Consider the following 22,346-nt stretch of genomic DNA (forward strand, 5'->3'; position numbering starts at 1 on the left):
AAGGAGGTCCGGTCTCATGCCAGAGGACAATATCGAACTTCACCTTGGCAGTTTCAACAAGTTGCGAGAGCTTATTCACCAGAAAACGGGGATCACGGTCGCTGAAAACCGCAAGGGGCTTTTGGAAAGCCGCTTGCGGGGGCGGCTCCGGGAAACGCAAGACACCAGTTACTCAGGCTATCTTGATCGTGTCGCAAATGACGCGGCCGAACTTCAGGAACTGATTGACCGGATTACGACAAACGAAACCTATTGCTATCGCACGCCAAGGGTTTGGGACTATTTTCAGAAGGAGTTTCTTCCCGCGTTTTGTGAAAAAAATCTGCCACGCCCAATGCGCGCGTGGTCGGCAGCCTCCTCTACTGGAGAAGAAGCCCATACCATCGGGATTTTTTGCGAGGAGGTTCGGCAAAACGCACCGGGGTTTGACTACCAGGTCTTTGGAACCGACATTTCATCGCGCGTGATAGAGAAGGCGCAAGAAGGGCGCTATCAAGGTAAGGCAATCGCCCGCCTCCAGCGCGAACAACCCAGCTTGTTTCAACGCCATATGGTCGGCAACAAGGAGGATGGATACTCCGTTCGCCCGGACATAAAGTCTAGGCTGACGTTCAAGATGCATAACCTGATCAAGCCGCTGGTGCCGGCGCAGAAATTTGACATCGTCTTTCTGAGAAACGTCCTGATCTACTTTTCCAGTGTTGAGCAGGAACGGATTTTGCGCAACGTCGCGCGACAAATGCAGCCTGATGCTGTTCTGATCATCGGGGAAAGTGAAAGCCTCACGCGGCTTGATACCGACTTCAATCAAGTGTCTCCACTGATCTACGTGCTTGAGCCGGATTGAAGTCATGGACAAGGTTGAAGTCTCTGAATTGCACGTTCGCATCGGTCAGGTCAAAATCGGCAGCCCCGGGCAAGTCCTGACGGCCATCCTTGGATCCTGCGTGGGGATTGGTTTTTTCTTTCCGCAGCGGCAGATATACGGGCTGGCCCATTGTCTTTTATCCCAGTCTTCATCGCAACCTGTTGCCAGTTCCGCTGCGCAAACGGGCCGTACGCGAGAAGACGGGCAACTTGTCGGGAATGGTCGCCATGTGGACAAGGCCATCGAGAGCCTATTGAAAATGATGGATATCCAGGATGAAGAGCGGCGCCAACTTCGGGTTGTTCTGGCGGGCGGTGCGAACATGTCGATGCCATTCGACACCCCCCCCTCTCAACTGGTTGGAAGCGTAAACGCAAAGTTTGCACGCCAAGCCATTCGCAGTGCTGGGCTGCGTCTGCTTGGCGACGATCTTGGTGGGCTGAACGGACGTCGTATCTCGATCAACTGTGACAGCGGAGAGTACGACATTCAACAAATTCCCCGTCTTGGAGGAACAGTGCAATGACTGAAGACGTATATGATTTGTCCGACCATGCCTTACCTTGCGCGGAAGCTGGCCGATCTCCTGCTGAGCCTTCCGATGCAGTTGAAGCAAGTGCTTTTGCAGATCCCTTGTCGGAAAGCGCCAGAGAGATCGAGACTTTTGGCTCCTTCCTGATCAAAGATATGGAGTTCGCTCTGCCGGTCAGCGTGATCCAAGAGGTTGTGAACGAACCCGAAGACGTTTCGCCGGTACCGCTGTCCCCGTCCTATATGATCGGCCTGTTCAATCTTCGCGGCATGATTGTTCCAATGGTCGATCTGCGCCAGATTTTCGGCCTGCCAGCCGCAGAGAGCCGAGGCGGGCGAAAGATTGTCATTATCGAAGACGGAGAAAAGCATCTGGGGTTGGTCTTTGATCGCACCGGAGAAGTGGTCCACGCGCGCCGAGCGGAACGCGTTGCCTTTCTCTCCCGAGAAAATGGGATCAAGGATGTGATCTCCGAAGGGGTTCTGAAGCTCGATAACGGGCGCAGGCTTTTGCAGGTACTCGACCCATATGCGGTTCTCAAGTTGGAAAAAGTTCCGCGCCTCGCCAAAGATGAACCCCTCGCCCGTCGCCGTGCTGCGAAAGGCGCGCGGAAACACTGCGTATCTTTTGAAGTCGGTCACAGCAAATATGCCTTTGACCTGGAGCATGTTCAGGAAGTCTTGGAGGTGCCGGAGATCAGACACTCGGTATTCACGAGCGGGCATATTCTGGGCACGATCGATCTGCGTGGTCGTATCGTCCCCGTCGTCGATTTTCGCGGCTTTGTCGGAAAGCAGCGCACTGACAGTCGGCAAGTCGCAGCCTCCAGATCAAAGAAGCTGCTCATCATGAACCTTCTGAGAGGACAGATCGGGCTATTGGTCTACTCCATCGACAATATCGTTCAATACTACGATGAAGACGTGATGCCGATTTCAAAACTCGCCATGCCTCACGAGGCAATTTTCAAAGGCTGTATCGCGTTTGATAACAGTGAATTGATCATGCTTTTTGATCATGAAGAGACCATGAAACAGCCTGATCTGGTCGCTGCGGCGCAGTGTTGCCAGGAACTCTATCCCGGGGCAATCACAGAAGACGTTGAACAAGACACCCCATCAAAACAGCGCCGCACATTCATTACCTTCAGCGCGGATACGCGCTTTGCGATGGATATTACCAAAGTGCGCGAAGTGATTGAATCTCCATGTGATTTAATGAAGCCTCCAAATGTTGCAAAGTCAGTGGCGGGGCTTTTTAACCTTCGGGAGGAGATCATCACACTGTTGGATCTTCGTATTTTATACGACCTAAAGGAAACTCAGACGACGCATCAGAAGGTTGTGATTTTCCAATCTGAGGGTCAAAAGTACGGGATACTCGTCGATACTGTGAATGAAATCATTATGACCACAGCCGACAGGGTGCTGCCTTTCCAAGCTTCAACGGCGCGGGGCAACACAGCCGTGCATGAAGACGTGAGCGAAATGGTACAGGTTGCAGGAGGGAACAATCAGTCTGTCTCTACGATGGTTCTCGACGTCGATGCCCTAGTTCGTCATACGATCGATCACTGAGCCGTCCTGACAAACGTGATGCACACCATGGCGCCTGTAAAAGACAGGTCAGAGTGCACTAATATCCGCCAAGATTAGGCTCTGGACTTCGGTATCGGGGGGCCAGTCAAGCGGTTCTGCGCAAGACAATTGTTCCGCCATAGCGGTTTTTGATGTTCTTGGTGCCCGTCTTGGTTTCTGTCGGGGCTTTCGGCTGAGGTCCTTGGGGTGCATGCTTCGGTTCGTGGTCAGAGTGGCGGCGGCTGACCTGCCCCCGCGAAATCCCTCACTTTAATGTAGAGTCTGCGCCAACTTTGAAGGAGCAGACACATGAGAAAGAGCCGTTTCACCGAGGCGCAGTTAATCGGGATGATCAAGGAACAGGAGGCGGGAATGCCGACGGCCGAGGTGTGCCGTAGGCACGGCCTGAGCACGGCGACGCTCTACAAATTGAAGGCCAAGTATGGCGGCATGGAGGTGTCCGAGGCTGCGAGGCCAAAGGCCCTTGAGGACGAGAATGACAAGCTGAAGCGCCTGCTGGCGGACACCATGCTGGACAACGTCGTGTTGAAAGACCTGCTGGGAATTGAGGCCGCCAGCCCGCCATCGGTTCGAGGGCAAGGCCGACCCTGACGACATTGATCAAGCGGCGAGATGCGGCGCTCCGGGTTATGCGGGATCATGACATCTCGCAGCGCCGGGCGTGTGCCTTGGCCGGGCTTGATCCGCGTGTCAATCGGCGAAGGTCAAGCAGGCCGGAGGACCAGGGGCTGCGTCAGCGGTTGAAAGAGTTGTCCGGAGAACGCAGGCGGTTCGGTTATCGGCGCCTGCATATTCTGCTGAACCGGGAGGGTTGGAAAGTGAACTGGAAGAAACTCTATCGGATCTAACGCGAAGAGGGCCTGACGGTGCGCAAGCGCGGCGGGCGAAAACGCGCCATTGGCACCCGTGCGCCGATGGCAATCCCGCAAGGCCCGAACCAAAGATGGTCGCTGGACGCTCGCCATTGTCTCTCGGACCAGTGGCGTTCCCATGGCTCGATGTCCGACAGCCTGTCAGACGGGCGCCGTTTCCGGGTTCTGTGCGTCATTGACGACTTCAGCCGGGAGTGCCTGGCCTGCGTTGTCGACACGTCTCTTTCCGGGAAACGCGTGGCGCGTGAACTGGACAACATCGCCCGGCTGCGCGGCTACCCCTTCATGGTGGTCAGTGACAACGGAACGGAACTGACGTCGAACGCCATCCTGAAATGGCAAGAGGGCCGCAAGGTCGAGTGGCACTACATTGCCCCTGGCAAGCCAATGCAAAACGGTTTCGTGGAAAGCTTCAATGGCAGGCTACGTGACGAGTGCCTGAACGAGCACGTGTTTGCCAATTTGCGCCATGCCCGAGACCTGATCGCAGCTCGGCGCGAGAATTACAATCACCACCGCCCGCATTCAAGCCTCGACGGGCTCACCGCGCGGGAGTATCACCAACGGTCAGTAGAGGACCAAACCCTGAACAGAGCGAACTAATATCCGCGGACACTACGGGGAGCACGTCATATCTCGCAGCGCAGAGCCTGTAAGTTGATTGGTGTCGATCCAAAGACAGTCCGGAGAAAACGCCGGCCGGACTGTGCCGAGATCCGCAAGGAGATGCAGGAGATCGCCGCCAAGCGGCGTCGGTTCGGCTATCGCCGGATCGGCGTTCTTTTGGAGCGCAAAGGCATGATCATGAACCACATCGGAGCCCGTAAAGCAAAAGGTCCGGAGGACCTTTTGTAGGGCGTAGCGCTGTATCGCACCTACCGCGAGGAAGGGTTGTCAGTGAAACGACGACGTGGCCGGAAGCGGGCACGCGGTACACGGACGCCGATACCGGTTGCCGAGTGGCCCAACGCGCGCTGGTCCTTGGACTTCGTGTCTGACAGCTTCGGCGCCTCGCGGAAGTTCCGGATCTTGGCCGTGATCGATGATTGCACTCGGGAATGCTTGTGCCTCGTGGCGGACACCGGCCTGTCCGGCGCACGGGTTGCCCGTGAGCTCGGCGCCCTGATCCGGATCTACGGCAAGCCCGGTTGCGTTGTCAGCGACAATGGGACGGAGTTCACCAGTCGGGCGATCCTGAAATGGACCGACGCGCACGAGGTGCCGTGGCACTACATCGATCCGGGCAAGCCACAGCAGAATGCGTTCATCGAAAGCTTCAACGGCAGCTTGCCCGACGAGCTGTTAAACGAAGAAATCTTCGACAGCCTGGATGACGCGCGGCGCAAGCTGGCCCTGTGGCGCTACGACTAGAACACGGTCAGGCCACACTCGTCCTTGGGCAACCAAACGCCGCAGCAAGCGCGCCGGACGCTTGAGAAATTTGAGGGCTCCGCGCCCGGCGCGATTGCGCCAAACGGGGAACCCGAATACCCAGATCCAACCTGCAGACTCTCGTTATGAACGAGGGACCAGCGGGGAGCACGTCAGCGTGACGGAACAGACCTATTACTGCTGGAAGAAGAAGTACGGCGGAGTGGGCACTGAGCAATTGAGGGAACTGAAGCGGTTTCAGAAAGAGAATGAGCAGCTTTGCAAAGCTGTTTCTGATCGGACGCTGAACAAACTGATCTTGGTGGAAGCCGCGAAAGGAGTTTGAAGCTGTTCACGCAGTAATGAACGATCCTGTAGATCGTGCAAGCGCCCAAACGGGCGGAGCCCCCATGGCTCAATGATTGGTCGTGCCTTCGACTACGACCGGAACGCCGCGATCATGTATGGAGCGATGACTTCGTGCATTGCCGCACGGATGAAGGAAAAGCGTTCCCTACGCTCAACATCGCCGATGAATACAGCAGAGAATGCTTGGCGATCCTCGTCGACAGGAAGCTGAACTCAGGCAACGTCATTGGTGTGATGAACAACCTGTTCACCCTGCGCGGTTTATCGGAATTCATACGTTCAGATGAGGGCCTAGAATTCGTTGCTGAGGCCGTGCGGGACTGGATCAAGGTTGTTGGCACAAAACGGCTTATATCGATCCAACATCAGGATTGCAGCCGCCGCTCTGAACACGAACCGAAGCTTATGCCCAAAGGACCTCAGCCGCCCCCCCCCCGACAGAAGCCAAGACGGGCACCACGAACATCAAAAACCGCTATGGCGGATCAATTGTCTTGCGCAAAACCGGTTGACAGCCGCCGTTACAGAAGTCCAAAGCCTAGGGCTGCTCACGCTCCGCATCAAACGCGCGCCACGCATCAGTGCTGAGCGCGTTTGCACCTGTCCTAATGTGGTTCAGGTTTCATCCAACAATAAGCTGTTTGAGCTGCAGCGCTTCATATTCAAGCGCCGTCAGTCGGAAGTTCACCACGTCTCCGATGGTGATCATCCCGACGAGCTGCTCTTGTTCCAGCACCGGCATGTGGCGGAAGCGCCCGTCTGTCATCAGGCGCAGCACCTCGACCACCGACTGATCCGTGGTTGCGGTGATGACGTCGCGCGACATCAGGCCTTCGACCGTTTGCGGCAAGGTGGCGCCGGGCGTGTCCGCCAACCGACGCACGATGTCGCGCTCCGAGAGAATCCCGACTAGGTCACCTTGCGCGTTTTTCACCAAAAGCGCGCCAATTCCCCTGTCGCGCAGAACCTCCACGGCCTTGGCGACAGTGTCCTCGGGATTGATCCAGTAAAGCTCGCCATTCTTGCTTGCGAGCACATCGCCAACGGTTGCCCGCGCAGCAGACATATTGGTGTCCAATGTCTGGCTGCTGGTCTTTTTATCCGATGTCTCGGAGCCGCGGGTCTTGGGAGTAAATGAAGCAGGCATGGCAATTCCTCTCTTTATCACTTTATACGGTATTACAAATCTCGCCTGAGTAAATGTGTTCCGACAAAGGAAACAAAATTGACCGATATGACCCTGTCACCCGCAGGCGCCACTGTGCTCTTCGTCATCGCCTGTCTCGCCGGCTATCGCTATCGCACGGTCTGGAAGGCCGAAGGACCGCGCTTGCAGCTGTGGATTTTCGGCTTGATCGCCGCATTCTGCCTGCTGACGCTTGGGTTTGTGCCGCTCAAGGCACAATAGACGCGCAGAGGTCTTTGGCAGAGCTCTGCGCGCCCGAGCCATTGTCGGCAAACGTCAGTTTGTGCCCATGATCATCCGATAGCGCAGCTGGTCAAAGATCACCGCGAGGATCAAAAGCGCGCCCAGAAGGACCATCTGCATATAGGAAGACACCTGTGCGAGGTTCATTCCGTTTTGCACCAGAACGATGAAGAACCCGCCCAGAACCACGTTTTCGACCCGGCCGATGCCGCCGCGCAGGGAAACCCCGGCGATCACGCAGGCGGCGATGGATTCGAGCGTCAACGACCCGCCGAGATTGGCTTCGCCGCTTTCCACCCGCGCGGTCAGCAAAAGCCCTGTCAGCGCAGCAATTAGAGCGCAACCCACATAGGTCATCATCAGCGTCCGTTTGGTGTTGATCGCAGAAAGATGCGCCGCCTTGATGTTGCCGCCAACCGCATAGACCTGGGTACCGAGCGAGGTCCGCGACATGAAAACCCACATAACCGCTATGCAGATCATGGCGACAATGACGGGCACCGGCACCCCCCAGAGGCGGCCAAAGCCAAAGACATCAGCAAAGGCAAAGGGCAAGCCCGACACGGGCACACCGCCGGTCAGCAGCAGTGCAGCGCCCCCCGCGAGCGACGACGCCCCAAGCGTCATGATGAAGGGTGAGACATCAAAATAGGCGACCCCGATCCCGTTCAAGAGCCCCACGCAGGCCGCCGCCAGAAGCCCCGCCAGCGCACCCAGAAGGATCACCAGAAAGATCGCATCGGGAAAGATACCCGCAAGCCAGACCATGGTCGTAGCACTGACAACCGAGGTCAGGGCAATCGCAGTCCCAACCGAGAGATCAAAGCCGCCCGAGATCAGCACCAGCATCTGCCCCAGGGACACCAGTACCAGATAGACCGACTGACGCATAACGTTGACGATGTTCTGGCCGGTCAGAAACTTGGGCGACAGCAGGCTAAACACCACCAGCGCCGCCAGCAGGAAAAAGGGGAGCACCCCCACCCGGACAAAGATTTTCCGGATCACTCCGAAGGGATTTAATGGCAGGATTTGGGTGGTCATTGTGAGGCTCCGGTTTCATCGAAGAAGTATTTGAGAACAGTGTCTTCGCTCATCTCGTCAGCGCTCAGCTTGGCGGTGATGGTTCCATGCGCGAGGACCAAGAGACGATGGGCGATATTCATCGCTTCAGGCAGATCAGAGGAAATAACGACAATCGCCTTGCCGGCCTCAGCCAGTTCCTTGATCAACAGGTACAGGGCGGCCCGAGTACCCATATCGACACCGACCGTGGGCTCGTCAAAGATGATGAGATCGGCGTCCTGACCAAAGCATTTGCCAAACAGCACCTTTTGCTGGTTGCCGCCTGAAAGTTGCGAAGTGGGCTTGCTGCGATAACCTGCGTGCAGCTCCACATGATCGCAGATCTGATCGATCTTGGCGTTGACAGCCCCCCATTGAATGAAGGGCCCGTGGCCGCTGTGACGCTGGCCAGCAATGATATTCACCGCGAGGTTGTCGCGCGCGTTTTTGGCCAGATCCAGACCCTCCGCCTTGCGATCGGGAGAGAGATAGTACATGCCGCGCGTAATGATCTTGCGGGTGGGGGCATTGGTGATGTCGGCGCCTTTGAAACGGATGCTGCCGGATTGAACAGGGGTCAGCCCCATCACCGCGCGAAACAGGCGCGATTTTCCTGATCCCACCAATCCAGCCACCCCTAGCACCTCGCCACGGCGCACCTGAAAACACGCCCCTGAAATGCCCGGGGCGGTGAGGTCAGAGACCTCGAGAAGTGTCTCGCCCGGCGAGAAGGTGATGCTGGGGTAGATCTGGTCAAAGGCGCGCCCCGTCATCATCTCAACTAGGGCGTCTTCATCGGTCTCGGCCATGGCCACAGTCCCGATCACCGCCCCGTCCCGCAGGACCGTCACGCGCTCTGCGATGCGCTCAAACTCTTGGATGCGGTGCGAGATATAGACGATCCCCACCCCTTGCGCCTTGAGTTTGGCAACAAATTCAAACAGGTGATCGACTTCGCGATCCGTTAGAGAGGCGGTAGGCTCATCAAGGATAAGCACCTTGAGATCACCGTGAAAGGCCTTGGTGATCTCTACCATTTGCTGCTGGGCGCGCGACAGCTGGGCGACGATGGCGGCGGGGTCAATGTCGAACCCCAATTCTGCGAGCATCTCGCGCGCGCGGGCACGCATCGCGCGGTGATCCAGAAACGGGCCGAAGCGCAGCTCCCATCCCAGAAAGATATTCTGGGCGACCGTCAGTGTCGGGATCAGCGAAAACTCCTGAAAAACGGTGTAGATCCCTTTGGCTTGCGCATCTGCCACGCTCTCGAATTGGACCTCTTCTCCGTTCAGCAGCAGGCGACCTTCGCTTGGGGCATTGGCGCCTGCAAGCATGGAAATCAGGGTGGATTTTCCCGCTCCGTTTTCGCCAAAGAGCACATGCACTTCGCCCGGCTCCAAATCAAAATCAACGTGATCCAGCGCGACAACGCCGGGGTATTTTTTGGTTAGTCCGCGAGTCTCGATCAGCTTGGACATCACTTGTTCCTTGAAAAAAGCAGGCCGAGCGGGGAGAGGACCCGGCCTGCAAAAGTGTCGCTTATTGCGTGACGCTGAAAACCGGAGAGAACCCGTCAGGCGGCAGGATATTCTCGCGCGCGACGTCCTTCACGTTGTCCTGGTCCACAACAAAGATCTTGGGCCCGACGTGCTTGAGGTAGTCCTTGCCCTCCAGCACCCGCACCGCCTGATCGACCGCGACACGGCCCTGAATCACCATTGAATCCGCAGGCGCACCGGTAATGAATCCGCGCTGAATGCCGCTGTAGACCCCCGGCGTCATGTAGAACGCGAGGATGTCGACCTCACCCTTGAGGCCCCGTTCGCGGATCACGCCCTGCGCCGCTTCTGCGGTCACGGCCGTGCCTGCAATATACGAGATCTCGGGATTGGCCTGCAGCACGTCTTCGACGAGTTTGAGCTGCGCCTCTTTGCCGGTGTCGCCATAGCGCGGCTCCAACACCTTGACTGCAGACCCTTCAACCGCGGCCATAAAGCCGGTATTGGCGGCCTCGACCCACCCCGCGCCTGCGGGGCCCGGGAACCAGCCGACGGTCACAGGATCCGCGCCTGCGGGATGTTTTTCGGCAAGGTATTTGCCGGTCTCAAACCCCATGGTGCGAAACGAGACCAGTGATTTGGCGGCAATCTCCGTGGAGGACACGCCGTTGATGACATCGATCACCGGGATGCCTTTGCCCGCGACCTCGCTGATGACATTGTTCAGGCCGTCATAGGAAATCGCCCCGACGATCACCGCGTCCGCCCCGCTGGCCACGCAGTCCTCGATCTGGCTGATCTGGGTGTTGAGCTCGGTATAGCCGCCCGCCTCCACCACATTGAGGTTGACGCCGAGCCGCTCGGCTTCGGCCACAACGCCATAGTCGACGCCCAGCCAATAGGCATCTTTCATATGCGGAAAGGACACGCAGATATTCCAAGGCTTCTCGGCGGCGGCGAGGGGTTCATAGGTGATCTCGGCAACCGAGCCGTCGGCGGAAAACGCCGGTGTGACCTCTTCGGCAGGATAGGGGAACCACGCCTCTTGGGCCGTGGCGGGCAGCGCCACCGACAGCAAGAGCGCCGAGGCCGTGTTCAGGAAAAGCTTCATCGTTCTGACTCCTTGTTGGTTCATCAGGTATTGGGCGAAAGACATCGCCGGGCTGATTTTTAGGTGGAGACGAGCTCCGGAGGGTCAGGCGCTAGGAGAGCGCCTGACGGATCTGCTCGATGGTCTCTTTTCGGGCCTTTCGAGCGGCAAGCGCCTGATCCATATCAACGCGCATGAATTTGACCGGCGTATTGGGCTGCAGTTGGCCGATCAGGTCCATATCCGCCGAGATCACGGCCCCGAGGGTGAAATACCCCCCGCCCGAGACCGCGTCGCGGTGCAAAACGATGGGCTCGAGCCCTCCGGGCACCTGGATGGAGCCATAGGAATAGCAGCCATCGACGATGTTGGACGGGTCTGATCCGGCTCCAAACGGTTGATCACGATCAACAAATTCCATCGCCTGCCCGCCTCTGAACCGGTAGCCCATGCGATCTGCTTCCGGGGCGACGGTCCAGTCATCCTCAAAAAACGCTGCCTGGCTTTTTTCGGTCAAACGGTGCCAGTAGAGGCCGGGAAGCACGCGCAAGGCGGCGGGTTTTGCAGGGCGGCGGCGCAGCGCGTCTGGCACTACGCGCCCCTCTGGCATCCCCGCGCCCCGCCCCAGCGGGATCACATCTCCGGCCGCAACGGGACGGCCCTCAAAGCCGCCAAGCGCGCCGATCGCGTAGGTGGAACGAGACCCCAACGCAGGCGGCGTGTCGATCCCGCCTGAGACGGCAATATAGATCCGCGCCCCCTCTTTGAGGAACCCAAACGAGAGCACCTGCCCGGCTTTGACCGAAATGCTCGACCACGTGTTGCGTGGCATGCCGTCCAGCAGCACCGGCAGCTCAGCCCCGGTTACAGCGACGGTCATATCCGCGCCAAACTTCACCTCGGGACCCATAAAGACCGCCTCGAGACAGGCCGCGCCATCCTCGTTTCCGACCAGCATGTTCGCCGCCCGCAGCGCAAGGCGATCCATCGCACCGCCTTCGGGGATTCCAAGATGGAAATAGCCCGGGCGCCCCAGATCCTGCACAGTGGTTGCAAGTCCCGGTTTCACAATCTCAAGCGTCATTGAGGGCCTCCATCAGTTTGGCGTTGAAACCGGTCATGTCCTTATTGAAGGCATCGAGATCAAAGGCGACCTCTGCGATCTTTGGCACATAGCTGCCTGCTTCGACCTGCGCGGTAATCGCGTCATATTCGGCGCGGTCGATCGGCTTCCATTTGACGATGTCACCGGGGCGAAAAAAGACCATGAAGTCCTTGAGATAGCTGATCTTCTGCTCGGGATCGAAGATCGGCATCGGGGTGATCCCGAACATCTGGTAGCCGCCTGCCCCACGCACGGAGTAAATGCAGGAAAAACAGCCCCCATAGCCGACCGTGAGCTTGGGTGTATCGGTGCGGGGGCGCAGGTATTTGGGTACCTCCAGCTGTTTCTGGCGCTCGACCAGCTGATAGAGGAAGGGCAGACCTGAGACGAAACCCACCATGGACACGAACCACGGTTGGGAATGATGCGCCTCGATGAAGGCCGCAGCATCGTCATACCCGTTGATCCGCGCCGCATAATCCAGATCGGTGCCAGAGGGGTCCTGATGCCGCTCGCGAAACCGCATCAGGGTCTCATGCGTCCAGGGGTCTTCGTAAAACACCGGGATCTCGATGATCCGTGTGTCGAGACGTTTCTCTTGCGCTTTGGCTGCGCCTTCGAGTTCCCGGATGCGGGCCATCATCTCGTCCGGGGCGATCACATCGGGATCAAAGCGCACCTCAAACGAAGCATTGGCCGGGCAGATTTCGGTGACGCCCGGAATATTGGCCTCGCGCACCAGTTTGGACAGCGAGAGCGCGATAAAAAAGGCGTCCAGAGACATCTCATCGTCGATCTCGACGTAGACATGTTCGTCTCCTCCGTAGGTATAGCGCGTCTTCATGCGGCATCTCCTTTTGCAGTGAGATTCCCGGCCTCTAGCCAGGGTTCGAGCCATTGGGTGTGAAACGCGCCCGCGCGGACATCGGGATCAGCCGCCAGCGCAAGGTGCAGCGGTGCGGTGGTCTTTGTTCCGTCGATGTCCAATTCGGTCAACGCGACAACCAGCTTGTCAATGGCCGCTTCGCGAGTCTCGGCGTGGACGATGACCTTGCCCAGCAGCGAGTCGTAAAACGGCGGGATCTGATAGCCCTCGGACAGAAAGTGATCAAAGCGCACCCCCTCACCCGCCGGGATTTTCAGGGATTTCACCTGACCGGGCCAGGGCATGAAGTCCATGAAGGGATCCTCGGCGCAGAGGCGGACCTCAATCGAATGGCCGCTGCGCGTGATCTGGTCTTGAGTCATGGAGAGCTTTGCCCCGGCGCAGACCTTGATCATCTCGGCCACCAGATCGACACCGGTGATCATCTCCGTTACCGGGTGTTCAACCTGGATGCGGGTGTTCATCTCGATAAAGAAGAACTCATTGCTTGCCGCGTCATAGAGATATTCAAGTGTCCCAGCGCCACGGTAATTCACGGCCTTGGCCAGCGCCACGGCAGAGGCGCAAAGTGCTGCGCACGTTTGCTCGTCCAAACAGTCGGCCCCGGCTTCTTCCCAGACCTTCTGCCGCCGGCGTTGCAAAGAGCACTCGCGCTCAAAACAATGCACGGCGTTTTCGCCATCGCCCAGAATTTGCACTTCGATGTGGCGCGGCGACAGGATCGCACGTTCGACATAAAGCCCCCCGTCACCAAAAGCAGCTTCGGCCTCGGCTTTGGCTTGTGGCGCGAGCGACTTTAGCTCTTGCGCGGTGGTGGCCACGCGAATGCCACGTCCGCCGCCGCCAGCCGCAGCCTTGATCATCACCGGGAACCCGATCTCTTCGGCAATTGCTACCGCTTCGGCGACGGTGTCGACGCGCCCTTTTGATCCGGGCACGACTGGCACGCCTGCGGCTTCGGCCGCTTGCCGCGCGGCAACCTTATCCCCCATGCGTTCGATGGTATCGGCGCTGGGACCGACAAAGATCAGACCCGCGTCTTCGACCGCACGGACGAAGGTGGGGCTTTCGGACAGGAACCCATATCCCGGATGAATGGCGTCGGCGCCCGTGTCCTTGGCAGCGTTCAGGATGGCCGCGATGTTGAGATAGCTGTCTTTTGCGGGAGCAGGGCCGATCAAAACCGCCTCGTCGGCGAGTTTGACAGCCAGCATATCGGCGTCAGCCTCGGAATGGGCTTGAATGGTGTGGATGCCGAGGGCTTGTGCCGCGCGGATAATCCGCACCGCGATTTCGCCCCGGTTGGCAATGAAAAGTCGTTGGATTGTCATGGCTTATTCCAGTTCCGCCACCACGTCACCGGCGGTGACAGGCGTGGCATTTCCAACTCGGTACTGGACGAAGGTTCCCGCTTCTTCTGCGTTCACCTGAATGAAGGTCTTCATCACCTCGACGAGGCCGATGACGTCCCCAACGGCGACCGCATCGCCTTTGACCTTGAACGGCGGCTCTTCGGGAGAGGCCTGATGATAGAATGTACCTGGCAGCGGAGATTGGATGTCGGACATGTCGGTATCCCTGTTGTTGTCTTGTTTTGACGCAGCTCAAGCCGCTTGAAGCACAGCCGAAGACGGCGCGATCGTGATGTTGTTTTCAGTCAGCACCCGGCGGATCGCGCGGCCGATCTCGACAGCTCCGGGCGTGTCGGAATGAAAGCAGATCGATTCAAAGGCGATGTCGATGTCGTGTCCCTCGACCGTCGTCACCTTGCCCTCAAGGCAGGCCCGAAGGCATTTCTGGGCAATCGCTTCGGGGCTCAGACGCCCTACCTTGCGGGTAAAGACAATAGAGCCGTCCTTGCCGTAATCGCGATCGGCATAGAACTCACGCACCACCGGATGACCGAGACGCTGCGCGATGGCACAGGTCTTGGAGATGTCCATGCAATAGACGATCAGGTCGCCACTGATTGCCGCGAGGCTCTCGATCATCAGTCGCGACAGATCTTCGTTGCGCGCGGCCTCCATATAAAGCGCTCCATGGGGCTTCACATGCTGCAGGCGGATGCCGTGGCGGCGTCCGAATTCGCGCACCGCGCCGACCTGATAAATGATGTCATTGACCAATTCCTCGGGCGTGGTGTCGATGTAGCGACGGCCAAAGCCCTGGAGATCGCGGTAGCCGGGGTGCGCCCCGAGGCCCACGCCGTAATGGTTGGCCAGCTTGATCACGCGATCCATAGAATTTGGATCTCCTGCATGAAAACCGGCGGCAATATTGGCGGATGAGATCAGCTCCATCAGTTGATCGTCGGGCGCCTCGCCAAGCACCCAATGGCCAAAGCCTTCCCCCATATCGCAGTTGAGATCGACAATTTTTCGCATCACACGCCCTTGGAATTTCTGATCCTTCGAGCATGAGGAGCCGACCCCATTTTTGTAAAGTTCATTTATCGAAAACTACATTATCGGATTTTCCGAACTTATTTTCACAAGAAAAGTTCAATATTGCAGGCTGGATAGCGCCCACGACCGAGTGTATTGAGGTTTTCCACGCAACCCATGAGTGCAGTATCGGATATTTCGATAATCTGATTGCGGAGTTTCTGAAAGCGCTCGATAGTCAGGCGCAGACTCTGCTCCCACTCAGGAAAGGGCAACGCGATGAATCTGAGGCAGCTGAAGTACTTTCTCGCCACGGCCGAACTGGGACAGGTCAGTCGGGCCGCATCGGAGTTGTCGATTTCCCAATCTTCCGTCACCACGGCGATCCGAGAGCTCGAACAGAGCATGGGGACGACGCTGTTCAACCGTACCGCGCATGGGATGGATCTGACGCCCACCGGACGCGACCTGATGAGCGCGGCGCGGGACGTGATGGAAAAGGTCCAGATCGCGCAGGACATCGGCCAGAACCATTCCGATGTGACCGGCACCATCAATATTGCCGCGACCTATACGGTCTGTGGCTACTTCCTGCCCTATCATCTCGACCGGCTGAGCCACCGGGTTCCAAACCTGACAATCAACATCTCCGAGCTGAACCGCGAGAGCATCGAAGAGGGGCTGATCTCCAATCGCTTTGACGTGGCGGTGATCCTGACGTCGAACACCTCAAACCCCGAGTTGGCGACGCAGACCCTGATGCGCTCTCATCGCCGTCTTTGGGTGCCGCAAAATCACCCGCTGGCCGGGCGCGAATTTGCGAGTTTCGAAGACGTTGCCGCGCAGGATTACATCATGCTCACTGTGGATGAGGCGGCCAACACCTCGATGAAATACTGGGGACCGACGGGCCTGATGCCGCGGGTCAGGATGCGCACGTCCTCGACCGAGGCGGTGCGATCCATGGTGGCCAACGGGCTTGGGGTCACGATCCTGTCGGATATGGTCTATCGCCCCTGGTCGCTGGAGGGGCGGCGGATCTCAACCGTGGTGATGGACCGGGAGATCCCCTCGATGGACGTGGGGCTGGCGTGGCGGCGCAATCAGGAGATGCCCAATGCGGCACGCCATTTTGTCGATTATTTCCGCAACGCCTATCTCTCACCGCAAATGGCGCATACTGCCTGGCGCGGTTAAAACGTCGGTGGCGTACAGGCACTGACCAGCACGCATTTTTCAGGCCCGACCTGGCGAAACCGATGAGGCGCGCGGCTGTCGAAATAATAGGCGTCACCGGGGCCAAGGATTTTGCGCTGCGCACCCACCGTGATCTCTACCCTCCCCGAGAGCACGATGCCCCCCTCTTCGCCCTCATGGCCATACATCACCCGCCCGGTATCCGCGCCGATCTCGTAGGTCTCGTAGAGGATCATCATCTGGCGCCCAAAAAGATTGGCGCCCACCTGCTTGAGTGAGACCTTGCCCTTGCCGATTTCGGTGAGGTCTTCGGCTGCATAAAAGCTGGCTTTCTCGGTCTCTGGCTCAAAGGCAAAAAAGTCCGAAAGGCTGATCGGAATCCCGTCGAGAATACGCCGGAGCGCGCCCACCGAAGGGTTCATCTTGCCCGACTCGATCAATGAGATCGTCGAGTTCGGCACGCCGGTTTTCTTGGCCAACGCACGTTGTGACAGGTTGGCCTTTTCCCGCACGCTGCGCAGGCGCGGGCCGAGGTCCTCGTCTTCGCCCTGAGCGTTAGATATGTTCACTATTCGCAAACTCTTCTGATCCGACTTATTAATTTCAGCACCTTAGCATACACAAGAAACAGACTATCTCATAAAATTCAACGCCATATTCTGCGCTGCATCTCAACACCTGGGCGATTGCGCCCCTCCACACAGGATTGATCCAGATGCTCAATGCCGAAATCTCCACCCGCCGCAACGCTGCCATATCCCGGGGAGTCGGCATGCAAACGCAGGTCTATGTCTCCCGCGCAGAAGGGGCCGAAGTCTGGGACGTCGAAGGGCACCGCTACATTGATTTTGCAGCCGGAATCGCGGTGGTGAACACGGGCCACTGTCACCCCAAGGTGATGGAGGCCGTGCGCAGCCAGAGCGCGGCGTTCACCCATACCTGCCATCAGGTTCTGCCCTATGAATCCTACATTCGTCTCGCCGAGCGACTGAATGACAAGGTGCCGGGTGAGTTTGATAAAAAGACCGCCTTCGTCACGACCGGGGCCGAAGCGGTGGAGAATGCCATCAAGATCGCCCGCGCCGCGACGGGCCGTTCCGCCATCCTCGCGTTTGGAGGCGGGTTTCACGGGCGCACCTTCATGGGAATGAGCCTCACCGGCAAGGTGGCCCCGTACAAAAAGGGCTTTGGCGCGATGATGCCCGATGTGTATCACGTCCCCTTTCCCGTTGATCTGCATGGGATTTCGACGGCGGATGCGCTGGGGGCGATCGATCGACTCTTCAAGGCGGACCTCGATCCTGATCGCCTTGCTGCCATCATTCTGGAGCCCGTTCAGGGCGAAGGCGGGTTCTACCCCGCCCCCAAAGAACTAATGCACGCGCTGCGTGAAATATGCGATGCGCATGGGATCTTGCTCATTGCGGATGAAATCCAAACCGGATTTGCCCGCACGGGACATCTTTTTGCGATGGAAGGCTATGATGTTGCGCCCGACCTCACCACGATGGCCAAAGGGCTGGCCGGAGGGTTGCCGCTGGCGGCTGTCACCGGGCGGGCCGAAGTCATGGATGCCTCAGCACCGGGTGGCCTTGGCGGCACCTATGGGGGCAACCCGCTCGGCATTGCCGCCGCGCATGCGGTGTTGGATATTATCGAAGAAGAAGACCTCTGCACCCGCGCCAACGCGCTTGGGGCGCGGCTCAAACAGCGCCTGAGCGCCATTCAGGACCGCGTGTCCGAGATTGCCGACATCCGTGGACCCGGTTTCATGGTGGCTGCAGAGTTCAACACCGCCGATGGCTCAGCACCCAACCCGAAGATGGCAAACGCTATCCGCATCGCAGCACTTGAGCGGGGATTAGTGCTGCTGACCTGTGGGGTCTACGGCAATGTGATCCGTTTTCTCGCCCCCATCACGATACCGGATGCGGTGTTTTCCGAGGCTCTCGAGATCCTCGAGGCCTCCATCCTGGCTGCAAAGGACGCCTGATATGAGCACTCCAACTTCCCTCTCCCTGCGCGATCCGAGCCTGCTGGAAACCCGTGCCTATGTGAACGGCCAGTGGATCGATGGCGCCACCACTTTTGATGTCATCGACCCTGCAACCGGGCGACTGGTGGCGGAGGTGGCCGATCTAGATGTGGCTGCCGCCGCCAAAGCGGTGGACGCCGCCCACGCCGCCGGACCGTCGTGGGCAGCCCTCGCTGGCAAGGAACGCAGCAGTATCCTGCGTCGCTGGCACGATCTCTTGATTGAGAGCGCCGACGACCTTGCCACCATACTCACCGCCGAGATGGGTAAACCCTGGGCCGAAGCACGTGGCGAGATCCTCTATGGCGCCTCCTTCATCGAATGGTTCGCCGAAGAAGCAAAACGCATCTACGGCGATGTCATTCCTGGCCCGCAGCGTGACAAGCGCATCATGGTGCTGAAGCAACCCATCGGCGTCGTGGGTTCCATCACGCCATGGAATTTTCCCAATGCCATGATTGCGCGCAAAGTTGGCCCGGCGCTGGCTGCAGGCTGTACCTTTGTCGCCCGCCCCTCAGAGCTGACCCCGTTGTCGGCGCTGGCGATGGCGGTACTGGCCGAGCGGGCCGGGATTCCTGCGGGTGTTTTCAATGTGATCCCTTCCAATGATGCGCCGGGGGTGGGGCGAGAGCTCTGCACCAACCCGAAGGTGCGCAAGATCACCTTTACCGGGTCCACGCGTGTCGGACGTATCCTGATGGAACAAGCCGCTGGCACCATTAAGAAAATGTCGCTCGAGCTTGGCGGAAACGCACCCTTCATCGTATTTGATGATGCCGATCTCGATGCGGCGGTCGAGGGGGCGATGATCGCGAAGTTCCGCAACAATGGTCAGACTTGCGTCTGCGCCAATCGCATCTACGTGCAGGCCTCGGTCTATGATGCCTTTGCGGAAAAACTGGCTGGAGAGGTGAAGAGCTTGCAGGTCGGGAACGGCTTTGATGACGCCACGACTGCAGGCCCCCTGATCAACGAAGCCGCCCTGCGCAAGGTTGAGGCGCATATCTCCGATGCGGTGGGCAAAGGCGCGCGGATTGTCACCGGCGGGCACCGCTCGGATCTGGGCGGAACGTTCTTTGAGCCCACCGTGCTGCGCGATGTGAACCCGCATATGGTGGTGTGCCACGAGGAAACCTTTGGCCCGCTTGCAGCGTTAGTACGCTTTGACAGCGAAGAAGAGGTGATCGCCCTAGCCAATGACAGCGAATTTGGTTTGGCCGCCTATTTCTATGCGCGGGATCTCGGCCGGGTCTGGCGGGTTGCCGAGTCCCTCGAAAGCGGGATGGTCGGAGTCAACACCGGCCTCATCTCAACCGAGGTCGCTCCCTTTGGTGGCATCAAGCAATCGGGCCTCGGACGCGAAGGGTCAAAATACGGGATCGACGATTTTGTTGAGCTGAAGAACATCTGCCTCGGGGGAATGAGCTGATAAAAGCGCAATAAAAACAGGCCTGTGCGATGTCTAAGACAGCGCGCAGGCGGATCGCGATGGGATTAGAGCGCGCAAGCCGCACAGATCAACAGTGTTGACTCGGGGTGTGAATCCAATTAGTTCGGTCATTGGACGAACTAAAAGGAAGTGCCGTGGCCGACCCCTTGAACCTCTCGCGCCGGATGACCCTTAGCAACATCGTGCAGGCGATCACGACCTATGGTCCAGTTTCGCGCGCAAGCGTTGCGAAGATGACAGGGTACTCCAAACAGACCGTGTCCGAGGTTGTCTCCTCGCTGGAGGACGACGGCTGGGTTCAGACCGTCGGACGCACCGAGGGCAACGTCGGACGGCGCGCGGTTGTCTATGAAATCGTGCCCAATGCCGCTTTGGTCGCCAGCGTTGATCTCGGCGGTACCAAAGTGCGCGTGGCACTGTGCAATCTCTCTGGCGCCGTGGTCGAAGAGCTCGCCGAACCCACCTGTCAGGATGGCGGCGAAGCAGTGGTGGACCAGATCGCCCGCATCGTTGGATTGGCGGCCCGCGCCCATGGTATCGCGCAGGAGAAGGTCCGGGTCGTCGTGGTCGGCGTGCCAGGCGCGCCTGACGCCGAAACCGGCAGCATTCAGATGGCACCCAATATCGCAGGCATTGACGAGATCGACTTCCCCACCCTGCTGAACCAGCGTCTCGGGATCGAAGTACTGGTGGAAAACGACGTGAACCTTGCCGCCCTTGGCGAACACTGGATGACTCATCAGGGTGAAACGGATGATCTGGTCTACCTGTCGATCGGCACCGGCATCGGTGCAGGTGTGGTGATCGGCGGACAGTTGGTGCGTGGTGCACGCGGCGCCGCAGGCGAAGTCGGCTTTATCCCCTTTGGGGCAGATCCCACAGAACCCGAAAGCCGCCAGATTGGAGCCTTGGAGCGCATGGCGGCCACCTCTGCGATCGTGAACGGCTATTTGGCAGAAACCGGCGTGCAGAAAACAGTGCCCGAGATTTTTGAAGCCCACCTGGCGGGCGAGGCGGCGGCAAGCCGTGTGCTGCAAACCACCGCCGCCTATATTGCGCGCGCAATCGGCACGATTGCCGCCGTGATAGATCCGAAGTGCATCGTCATTGGCGGCTCGATCGGCGCGCGTCCCGAGTTGATCCAGATGATCGAACGCGAGATTGCCCGGAGCTTTCCACGAGACATACCGATTGAAACCTCGGTTCTGGGCAATCATGCAGCTCTGGCCGGGGGGGCTTCGGTTGCCTTGTCTCGGCTTCACATCGCGCTGTTCTCAAGCGGGCTCCCGAATGCAAACATCGTCATCCCGCCGCCGGAAATCAGCGCCTTTCGCGAGGGTGTGGCATGAGTTGCGACCTCTCCCAACGGCTGCTTGATCTTCAGGATCGAGATGCGGACATTGCCCTGTTGCAACAGGCGCTTGGCTGCGAAAGTGTCACCGGAAATGAGGCCAATTTCGCGCCTTTCCTGATGTCTCAGATGGGGGAGTTGGGGCTAGCACCCAAAAGCGCAGAATTTCTGCCCGGTCGGCCCAATGTCTGGGGGCGCAAACCCGGCTCAGGTGACGGCCCGACGCTGATGTTTGCAGGTCACACCGATACCGTGCATGTGCGCGGCTGGTCCGAGAAATGGGCGGGCACGGTCAAGGAAGATCCCTTTGCGGCGCCGCTCATCAACGGAGAGATCTGGGGACGAGGCGCTTGTGACCTGAAAGGCGGCATTTGCGCCTCTCTTGCGGCCATGCGGCTTCTAGAACGCGCGGGCGTCACGCTCCGGGGCGATGTGACCTATGCGTTCATCGGCGACGAAGAAAGCGGCGAACCAGGCACTGGCGTAAGCGCAGGGGTGGCGGATCTGGTGACGCGCATCCAATCGGGTGAGATCTCGACACCTGATTTTGCCGTCTACGTGGAGCCGACCTGCCTTGATGTCTACACCGCGCAAATCGGGTTCTTCATCGCTGACGTCAAGATCACCGGGACATCTGCCTATTTTGGAACACCTGAAAAAGGCGTGGATGCGCTCAAGGCTACCCACGCTTTGCTCGCGGCAATCTGGCGTCACCAAGAAGAATTGGCACTCGGTCCAAAACACGATCTTGTCGGCCCCTCCAACATTCTTGTCACTGAAATCAAAGGCGGCGGATATATCGCGGTGCCCGGCGAATGTGAGCTGTCGCTAATCCGCAAACTACGCCCAGGCGAGGATCTCGATACTGCCGTTGCCGCCTTTGAAGCGGTGATCGACGCGGTGGCCGTTGAGGAGGGGATCAAAATCCGCATCTCGTATCCGGCTGGTCGCGATCATCCCTATGGCGGCTCGCCGGTCGAGATCGCCCCTGATCATGGCGACGCGCTCAGCCTTGGACGCTGTATTCAGGACACGCACGAGGCCCGCGGCAAGATTGCCGGCGCGCCCTATTGGTCGGAGACACCGTTTTTGGTGAACCAGATCGGCTGCCCCGCCGTCTATTGCGCGCCGGGCGACATCAGCGTGGCACATACCTTCGAGGAACGCATCAACGTCGAGGAGTATCTCGCCGCGATCCGCGCCTATGCGCTGTTCATGACGCGCTACTGCGGGACCAATGAATAA

General features: G+C 58.7%; 19 protein-coding genes and 3 pseudogenes. 12 read left to right on the forward strand and 10 right to left on the reverse strand.

Annotated features, from left to right (window positions below):
* Window positions 1-16 precede the first annotated feature (16 nt).
* From ACZ1HH_RS16120 to ACZ1HH_RS16145, 6 genes and pseudogenes are all read left to right on the forward strand, one after another.
* The gene (locus tag ACZ1HH_RS16120) at window positions 17-847 is read left to right on the forward strand and encodes a CheR family methyltransferase (RefSeq protein WP_168610690.1); all 831 of its coding nucleotides are present in this window, start codon (window positions 17-19) and stop codon (window positions 845-847) included.
* A 4-nt stretch (window positions 848-851) separates the two neighbouring features.
* A complete protein-coding gene (locus ACZ1HH_RS16125) occupies window positions 852-1,394 on the forward strand; it encodes a chemotaxis protein CheD (protein ID WP_416369950.1) in 543 nt (180 codons plus the stop codon).
* Window positions 1,391-2,977 carry a chemotaxis protein CheW gene (locus tag ACZ1HH_RS16130; RefSeq protein WP_416369949.1) on the forward strand — a complete coding sequence of 529 codons (1,587 nt, stop codon included), beginning with the start codon at window positions 1,391-1,393 and terminating at the stop codon, window positions 2,975-2,977. Before ACZ1HH_RS16125 ends, ACZ1HH_RS16130 begins: the two co-directional genes overlap by 4 nt.
* Window positions 2,978-3,286: 309 nt before the next feature.
* Window positions 3,287-4,473: pseudogene (locus ACZ1HH_RS16135) on the forward strand (IS3 family transposase).
* Between the two features lie 30 nt (window positions 4,474-4,503).
* Window positions 4,504-5,391: pseudogene (locus ACZ1HH_RS16140) on the forward strand (IS3 family transposase); the annotation flags it as partial.
* Between the two features lie 22 nt (window positions 5,392-5,413).
* Window positions 5,414-5,978 (forward strand): annotated as a pseudogene (locus ACZ1HH_RS16145) (DDE-type integrase/transposase/recombinase); the annotation flags it as partial.
* A 254-nt stretch (window positions 5,979-6,232) separates the two neighbouring features.
* Here the strand turns inward: ACZ1HH_RS16145 and ACZ1HH_RS16150 are convergent.
* Window positions 6,233-6,757, reverse strand: coding sequence for a CBS domain-containing protein (locus tag ACZ1HH_RS16150; protein ID WP_011536867.1), 525 nt, complete (start codon window positions 6,755-6,757; stop codon window positions 6,233-6,235).
* 78 nt (window positions 6,758-6,835) lie between these two features.
* Between ACZ1HH_RS16150 and ACZ1HH_RS16155 the strand changes: the two genes are divergently transcribed.
* On the forward strand, window positions 6,836-7,018 hold the full coding sequence (locus ACZ1HH_RS16155; RefSeq protein WP_416369948.1) for a hypothetical protein: 183 nt from the start codon (window positions 6,836-6,838) through the stop codon (window positions 7,016-7,018).
* A 54-nt stretch (window positions 7,019-7,072) separates the two neighbouring features.
* Here ACZ1HH_RS16155 and ACZ1HH_RS16160 read toward each other — a convergent pair whose 3' ends face one another.
* From ACZ1HH_RS16160 to ACZ1HH_RS16195, 8 genes are all read right to left on the reverse strand, one after another.
* Entirely contained in the window at window positions 7,073-8,083 is a 1,011-nt protein-coding gene (locus ACZ1HH_RS16160; RefSeq protein ID WP_487320512.1) for an ABC transporter permease, read from the reverse strand.
* A complete protein-coding gene (locus ACZ1HH_RS16165) occupies window positions 8,080-9,582 on the reverse strand; it encodes a sugar ABC transporter ATP-binding protein (RefSeq protein ID WP_472635341.1) in 1,503 nt (500 codons plus the stop codon). The genes ACZ1HH_RS16160 and ACZ1HH_RS16165 overlap by 4 nt, the downstream gene beginning before the upstream one ends.
* A gap of 61 nt (window positions 9,583-9,643) precedes the next feature.
* Entirely contained in the window at window positions 9,644-10,714 is a 1,071-nt protein-coding gene (torT, locus tag ACZ1HH_RS16170) for a TMAO reductase system periplasmic protein TorT (RefSeq protein WP_011536871.1), read from the reverse strand.
* 91 nt (window positions 10,715-10,805) lie between these two features.
* Window positions 10,806-11,777 carry a 5-oxoprolinase subunit C family protein gene (locus ACZ1HH_RS16175; RefSeq protein ID WP_487320513.1) on the reverse strand — a complete coding sequence of 324 codons (972 nt, stop codon included), beginning with the start codon at window positions 11,775-11,777 and terminating at the stop codon, window positions 10,806-10,808.
* Window positions 11,767-12,642, reverse strand: coding sequence for a 5-oxoprolinase subunit B family protein (locus tag ACZ1HH_RS16180; RefSeq protein ID WP_011536873.1), 876 nt, complete (start codon window positions 12,640-12,642; stop codon window positions 11,767-11,769). The genes ACZ1HH_RS16175 and ACZ1HH_RS16180 overlap by 11 nt, the downstream gene beginning before the upstream one ends.
* Window positions 12,639-14,015, reverse strand: a complete 1,377-nt coding sequence (locus tag ACZ1HH_RS16185) for an acetyl-CoA carboxylase biotin carboxylase subunit (protein WP_472635342.1) — start codon at window positions 14,013-14,015, stop codon at window positions 12,639-12,641. Before ACZ1HH_RS16185 ends, ACZ1HH_RS16180 begins: the two co-directional genes overlap by 4 nt.
* A gap of 3 nt (window positions 14,016-14,018) precedes the next feature.
* On the reverse strand, window positions 14,019-14,252 hold the full coding sequence (locus tag ACZ1HH_RS16190; RefSeq protein ID WP_011536875.1) for an acetyl-CoA carboxylase: 234 nt from the start codon (window positions 14,250-14,252) through the stop codon (window positions 14,019-14,021).
* A gap of 36 nt (window positions 14,253-14,288) precedes the next feature.
* Window positions 14,289-15,068: a 5-oxoprolinase subunit PxpA gene (locus ACZ1HH_RS16195; RefSeq protein ID WP_011536876.1), complete on the reverse strand. Its 780-nt coding sequence runs from the start codon at window positions 15,066-15,068 to the stop codon at window positions 14,289-14,291.
* A gap of 279 nt (window positions 15,069-15,347) precedes the next feature.
* Between ACZ1HH_RS16195 and ACZ1HH_RS16200 the strand changes: the two genes are divergently transcribed.
* Window positions 15,348-16,265: a LysR family transcriptional regulator gene (locus ACZ1HH_RS16200; RefSeq protein ID WP_472635343.1), complete on the forward strand. Its 918-nt coding sequence runs from the start codon at window positions 15,348-15,350 to the stop codon at window positions 16,263-16,265.
* Here ACZ1HH_RS16200 and ACZ1HH_RS16205 read toward each other — a convergent pair.
* Complete coding sequence (locus tag ACZ1HH_RS16205) at window positions 16,262-16,834, reverse strand: cupin domain-containing protein (protein WP_472635344.1); 573 nt, start codon at window positions 16,832-16,834, stop codon at window positions 16,262-16,264. The genes ACZ1HH_RS16200 and ACZ1HH_RS16205 overlap by 4 nt on opposite strands.
* Before the next feature lie 146 nt (window positions 16,835-16,980).
* Between ACZ1HH_RS16205 and ACZ1HH_RS16210 the strand changes: the two genes are divergently transcribed.
* The 4 genes from ACZ1HH_RS16210 to ACZ1HH_RS16225 all read left to right on the forward strand — a co-directional run bounded on the left by ACZ1HH_RS16210 (window position 16,981) and on the right by ACZ1HH_RS16225 (window position 22,346).
* Window positions 16,981-18,258, forward strand: coding sequence for a 4-aminobutyrate--2-oxoglutarate transaminase (locus ACZ1HH_RS16210; protein WP_487320514.1), 1,278 nt, complete (start codon window positions 16,981-16,983; stop codon window positions 18,256-18,258).
* Window position 18,259: 1 nt separating this feature from the next.
* A complete protein-coding gene (locus ACZ1HH_RS16215) occupies window positions 18,260-19,729 on the forward strand; it encodes an NAD-dependent succinate-semialdehyde dehydrogenase (protein WP_472635345.1) in 1,470 nt (489 codons plus the stop codon).
* Between the two features lie 155 nt (window positions 19,730-19,884).
* A complete protein-coding gene (locus ACZ1HH_RS16220; RefSeq protein ID WP_487320515.1) occupies window positions 19,885-21,099 on the forward strand; it encodes an ROK family transcriptional regulator in 1,215 nt (404 codons plus the stop codon).
* The gene (locus tag ACZ1HH_RS16225) at window positions 21,096-22,346 is read left to right on the forward strand and encodes a M20 family metallopeptidase (protein ID WP_472635347.1); all 1,251 of its coding nucleotides are present in this window, start codon (window positions 21,096-21,098) and stop codon (window positions 22,344-22,346) included. Before ACZ1HH_RS16220 ends, ACZ1HH_RS16225 begins: the two co-directional genes overlap by 4 nt.

Source organism: Epibacterium sp. HA2-3, assembly GCF_055693725.2.

Coding starts and splice junctions, on each gene's coding strand:
- ACZ1HH_RS16130 (WP_416369949.1), top strand. CDS start 1,391: ATGACTGAAGACGTATATGATTTGTCCGACCATGCCTTACCTTGCGCG.
- ACZ1HH_RS16185 (WP_472635342.1), bottom strand. CDS start 14,015: ATGACAATCCAACGACTTTTCATTGCCAACCGGGGCGAAATCGCGGTG.
- torT (WP_011536871.1), bottom strand. CDS start 10,714: ATGAAGCTTTTCCTGAACACGGCCTCGGCGCTCTTGCTGTCGGTGGCG.
- ACZ1HH_RS16195 (WP_011536876.1), bottom strand. CDS start 15,068: ATGCGAAAAATTGTCGATCTCAACTGCGATATGGGGGAAGGCTTTGGC.
- ACZ1HH_RS16165 (WP_472635341.1), bottom strand. CDS start 9,582: ATGTCCAAGCTGATCGAGACTCGCGGACTAACCAAAAAATACCCCGGC.
- ACZ1HH_RS16200 (WP_472635343.1), top strand. CDS start 15,348: ATGAATCTGAGGCAGCTGAAGTACTTTCTCGCCACGGCCGAACTGGGA.
- ACZ1HH_RS16160 (WP_487320512.1), bottom strand. CDS start 8,083: ATGACCACCCAAATCCTGCCATTAAATCCCTTCGGAGTGATCCGGAAA.
- ACZ1HH_RS16225 (WP_472635347.1), top strand. CDS start 21,096: ATGAGTTGCGACCTCTCCCAACGGCTGCTTGATCTTCAGGATCGAGAT.
- ACZ1HH_RS16180 (WP_011536873.1), bottom strand. CDS start 12,642: ATGAAGACGCGCTATACCTACGGAGGAGACGAACATGTCTACGTCGAG.
- ACZ1HH_RS16210 (WP_487320514.1), top strand. CDS start 16,981: ATGCTCAATGCCGAAATCTCCACCCGCCGCAACGCTGCCATATCCCGG.
- ACZ1HH_RS16215 (WP_472635345.1), top strand. CDS start 18,260: ATGAGCACTCCAACTTCCCTCTCCCTGCGCGATCCGAGCCTGCTGGAA.
- ACZ1HH_RS16120 (WP_168610690.1), top strand. CDS start 17: ATGCCAGAGGACAATATCGAACTTCACCTTGGCAGTTTCAACAAGTTG.
- ACZ1HH_RS16190 (WP_011536875.1), bottom strand. CDS start 14,252: ATGTCCGACATCCAATCTCCGCTGCCAGGTACATTCTATCATCAGGCC.
- ACZ1HH_RS16125 (WP_416369950.1), top strand. CDS start 852: ATGGACAAGGTTGAAGTCTCTGAATTGCACGTTCGCATCGGTCAGGTC.
- ACZ1HH_RS16150 (WP_011536867.1), bottom strand. CDS start 6,757: ATGCCTGCTTCATTTACTCCCAAGACCCGCGGCTCCGAGACATCGGAT.
- ACZ1HH_RS16175 (WP_487320513.1), bottom strand. CDS start 11,777: ATGACGCTTGAGATTGTGAAACCGGGACTTGCAACCACTGTGCAGGAT.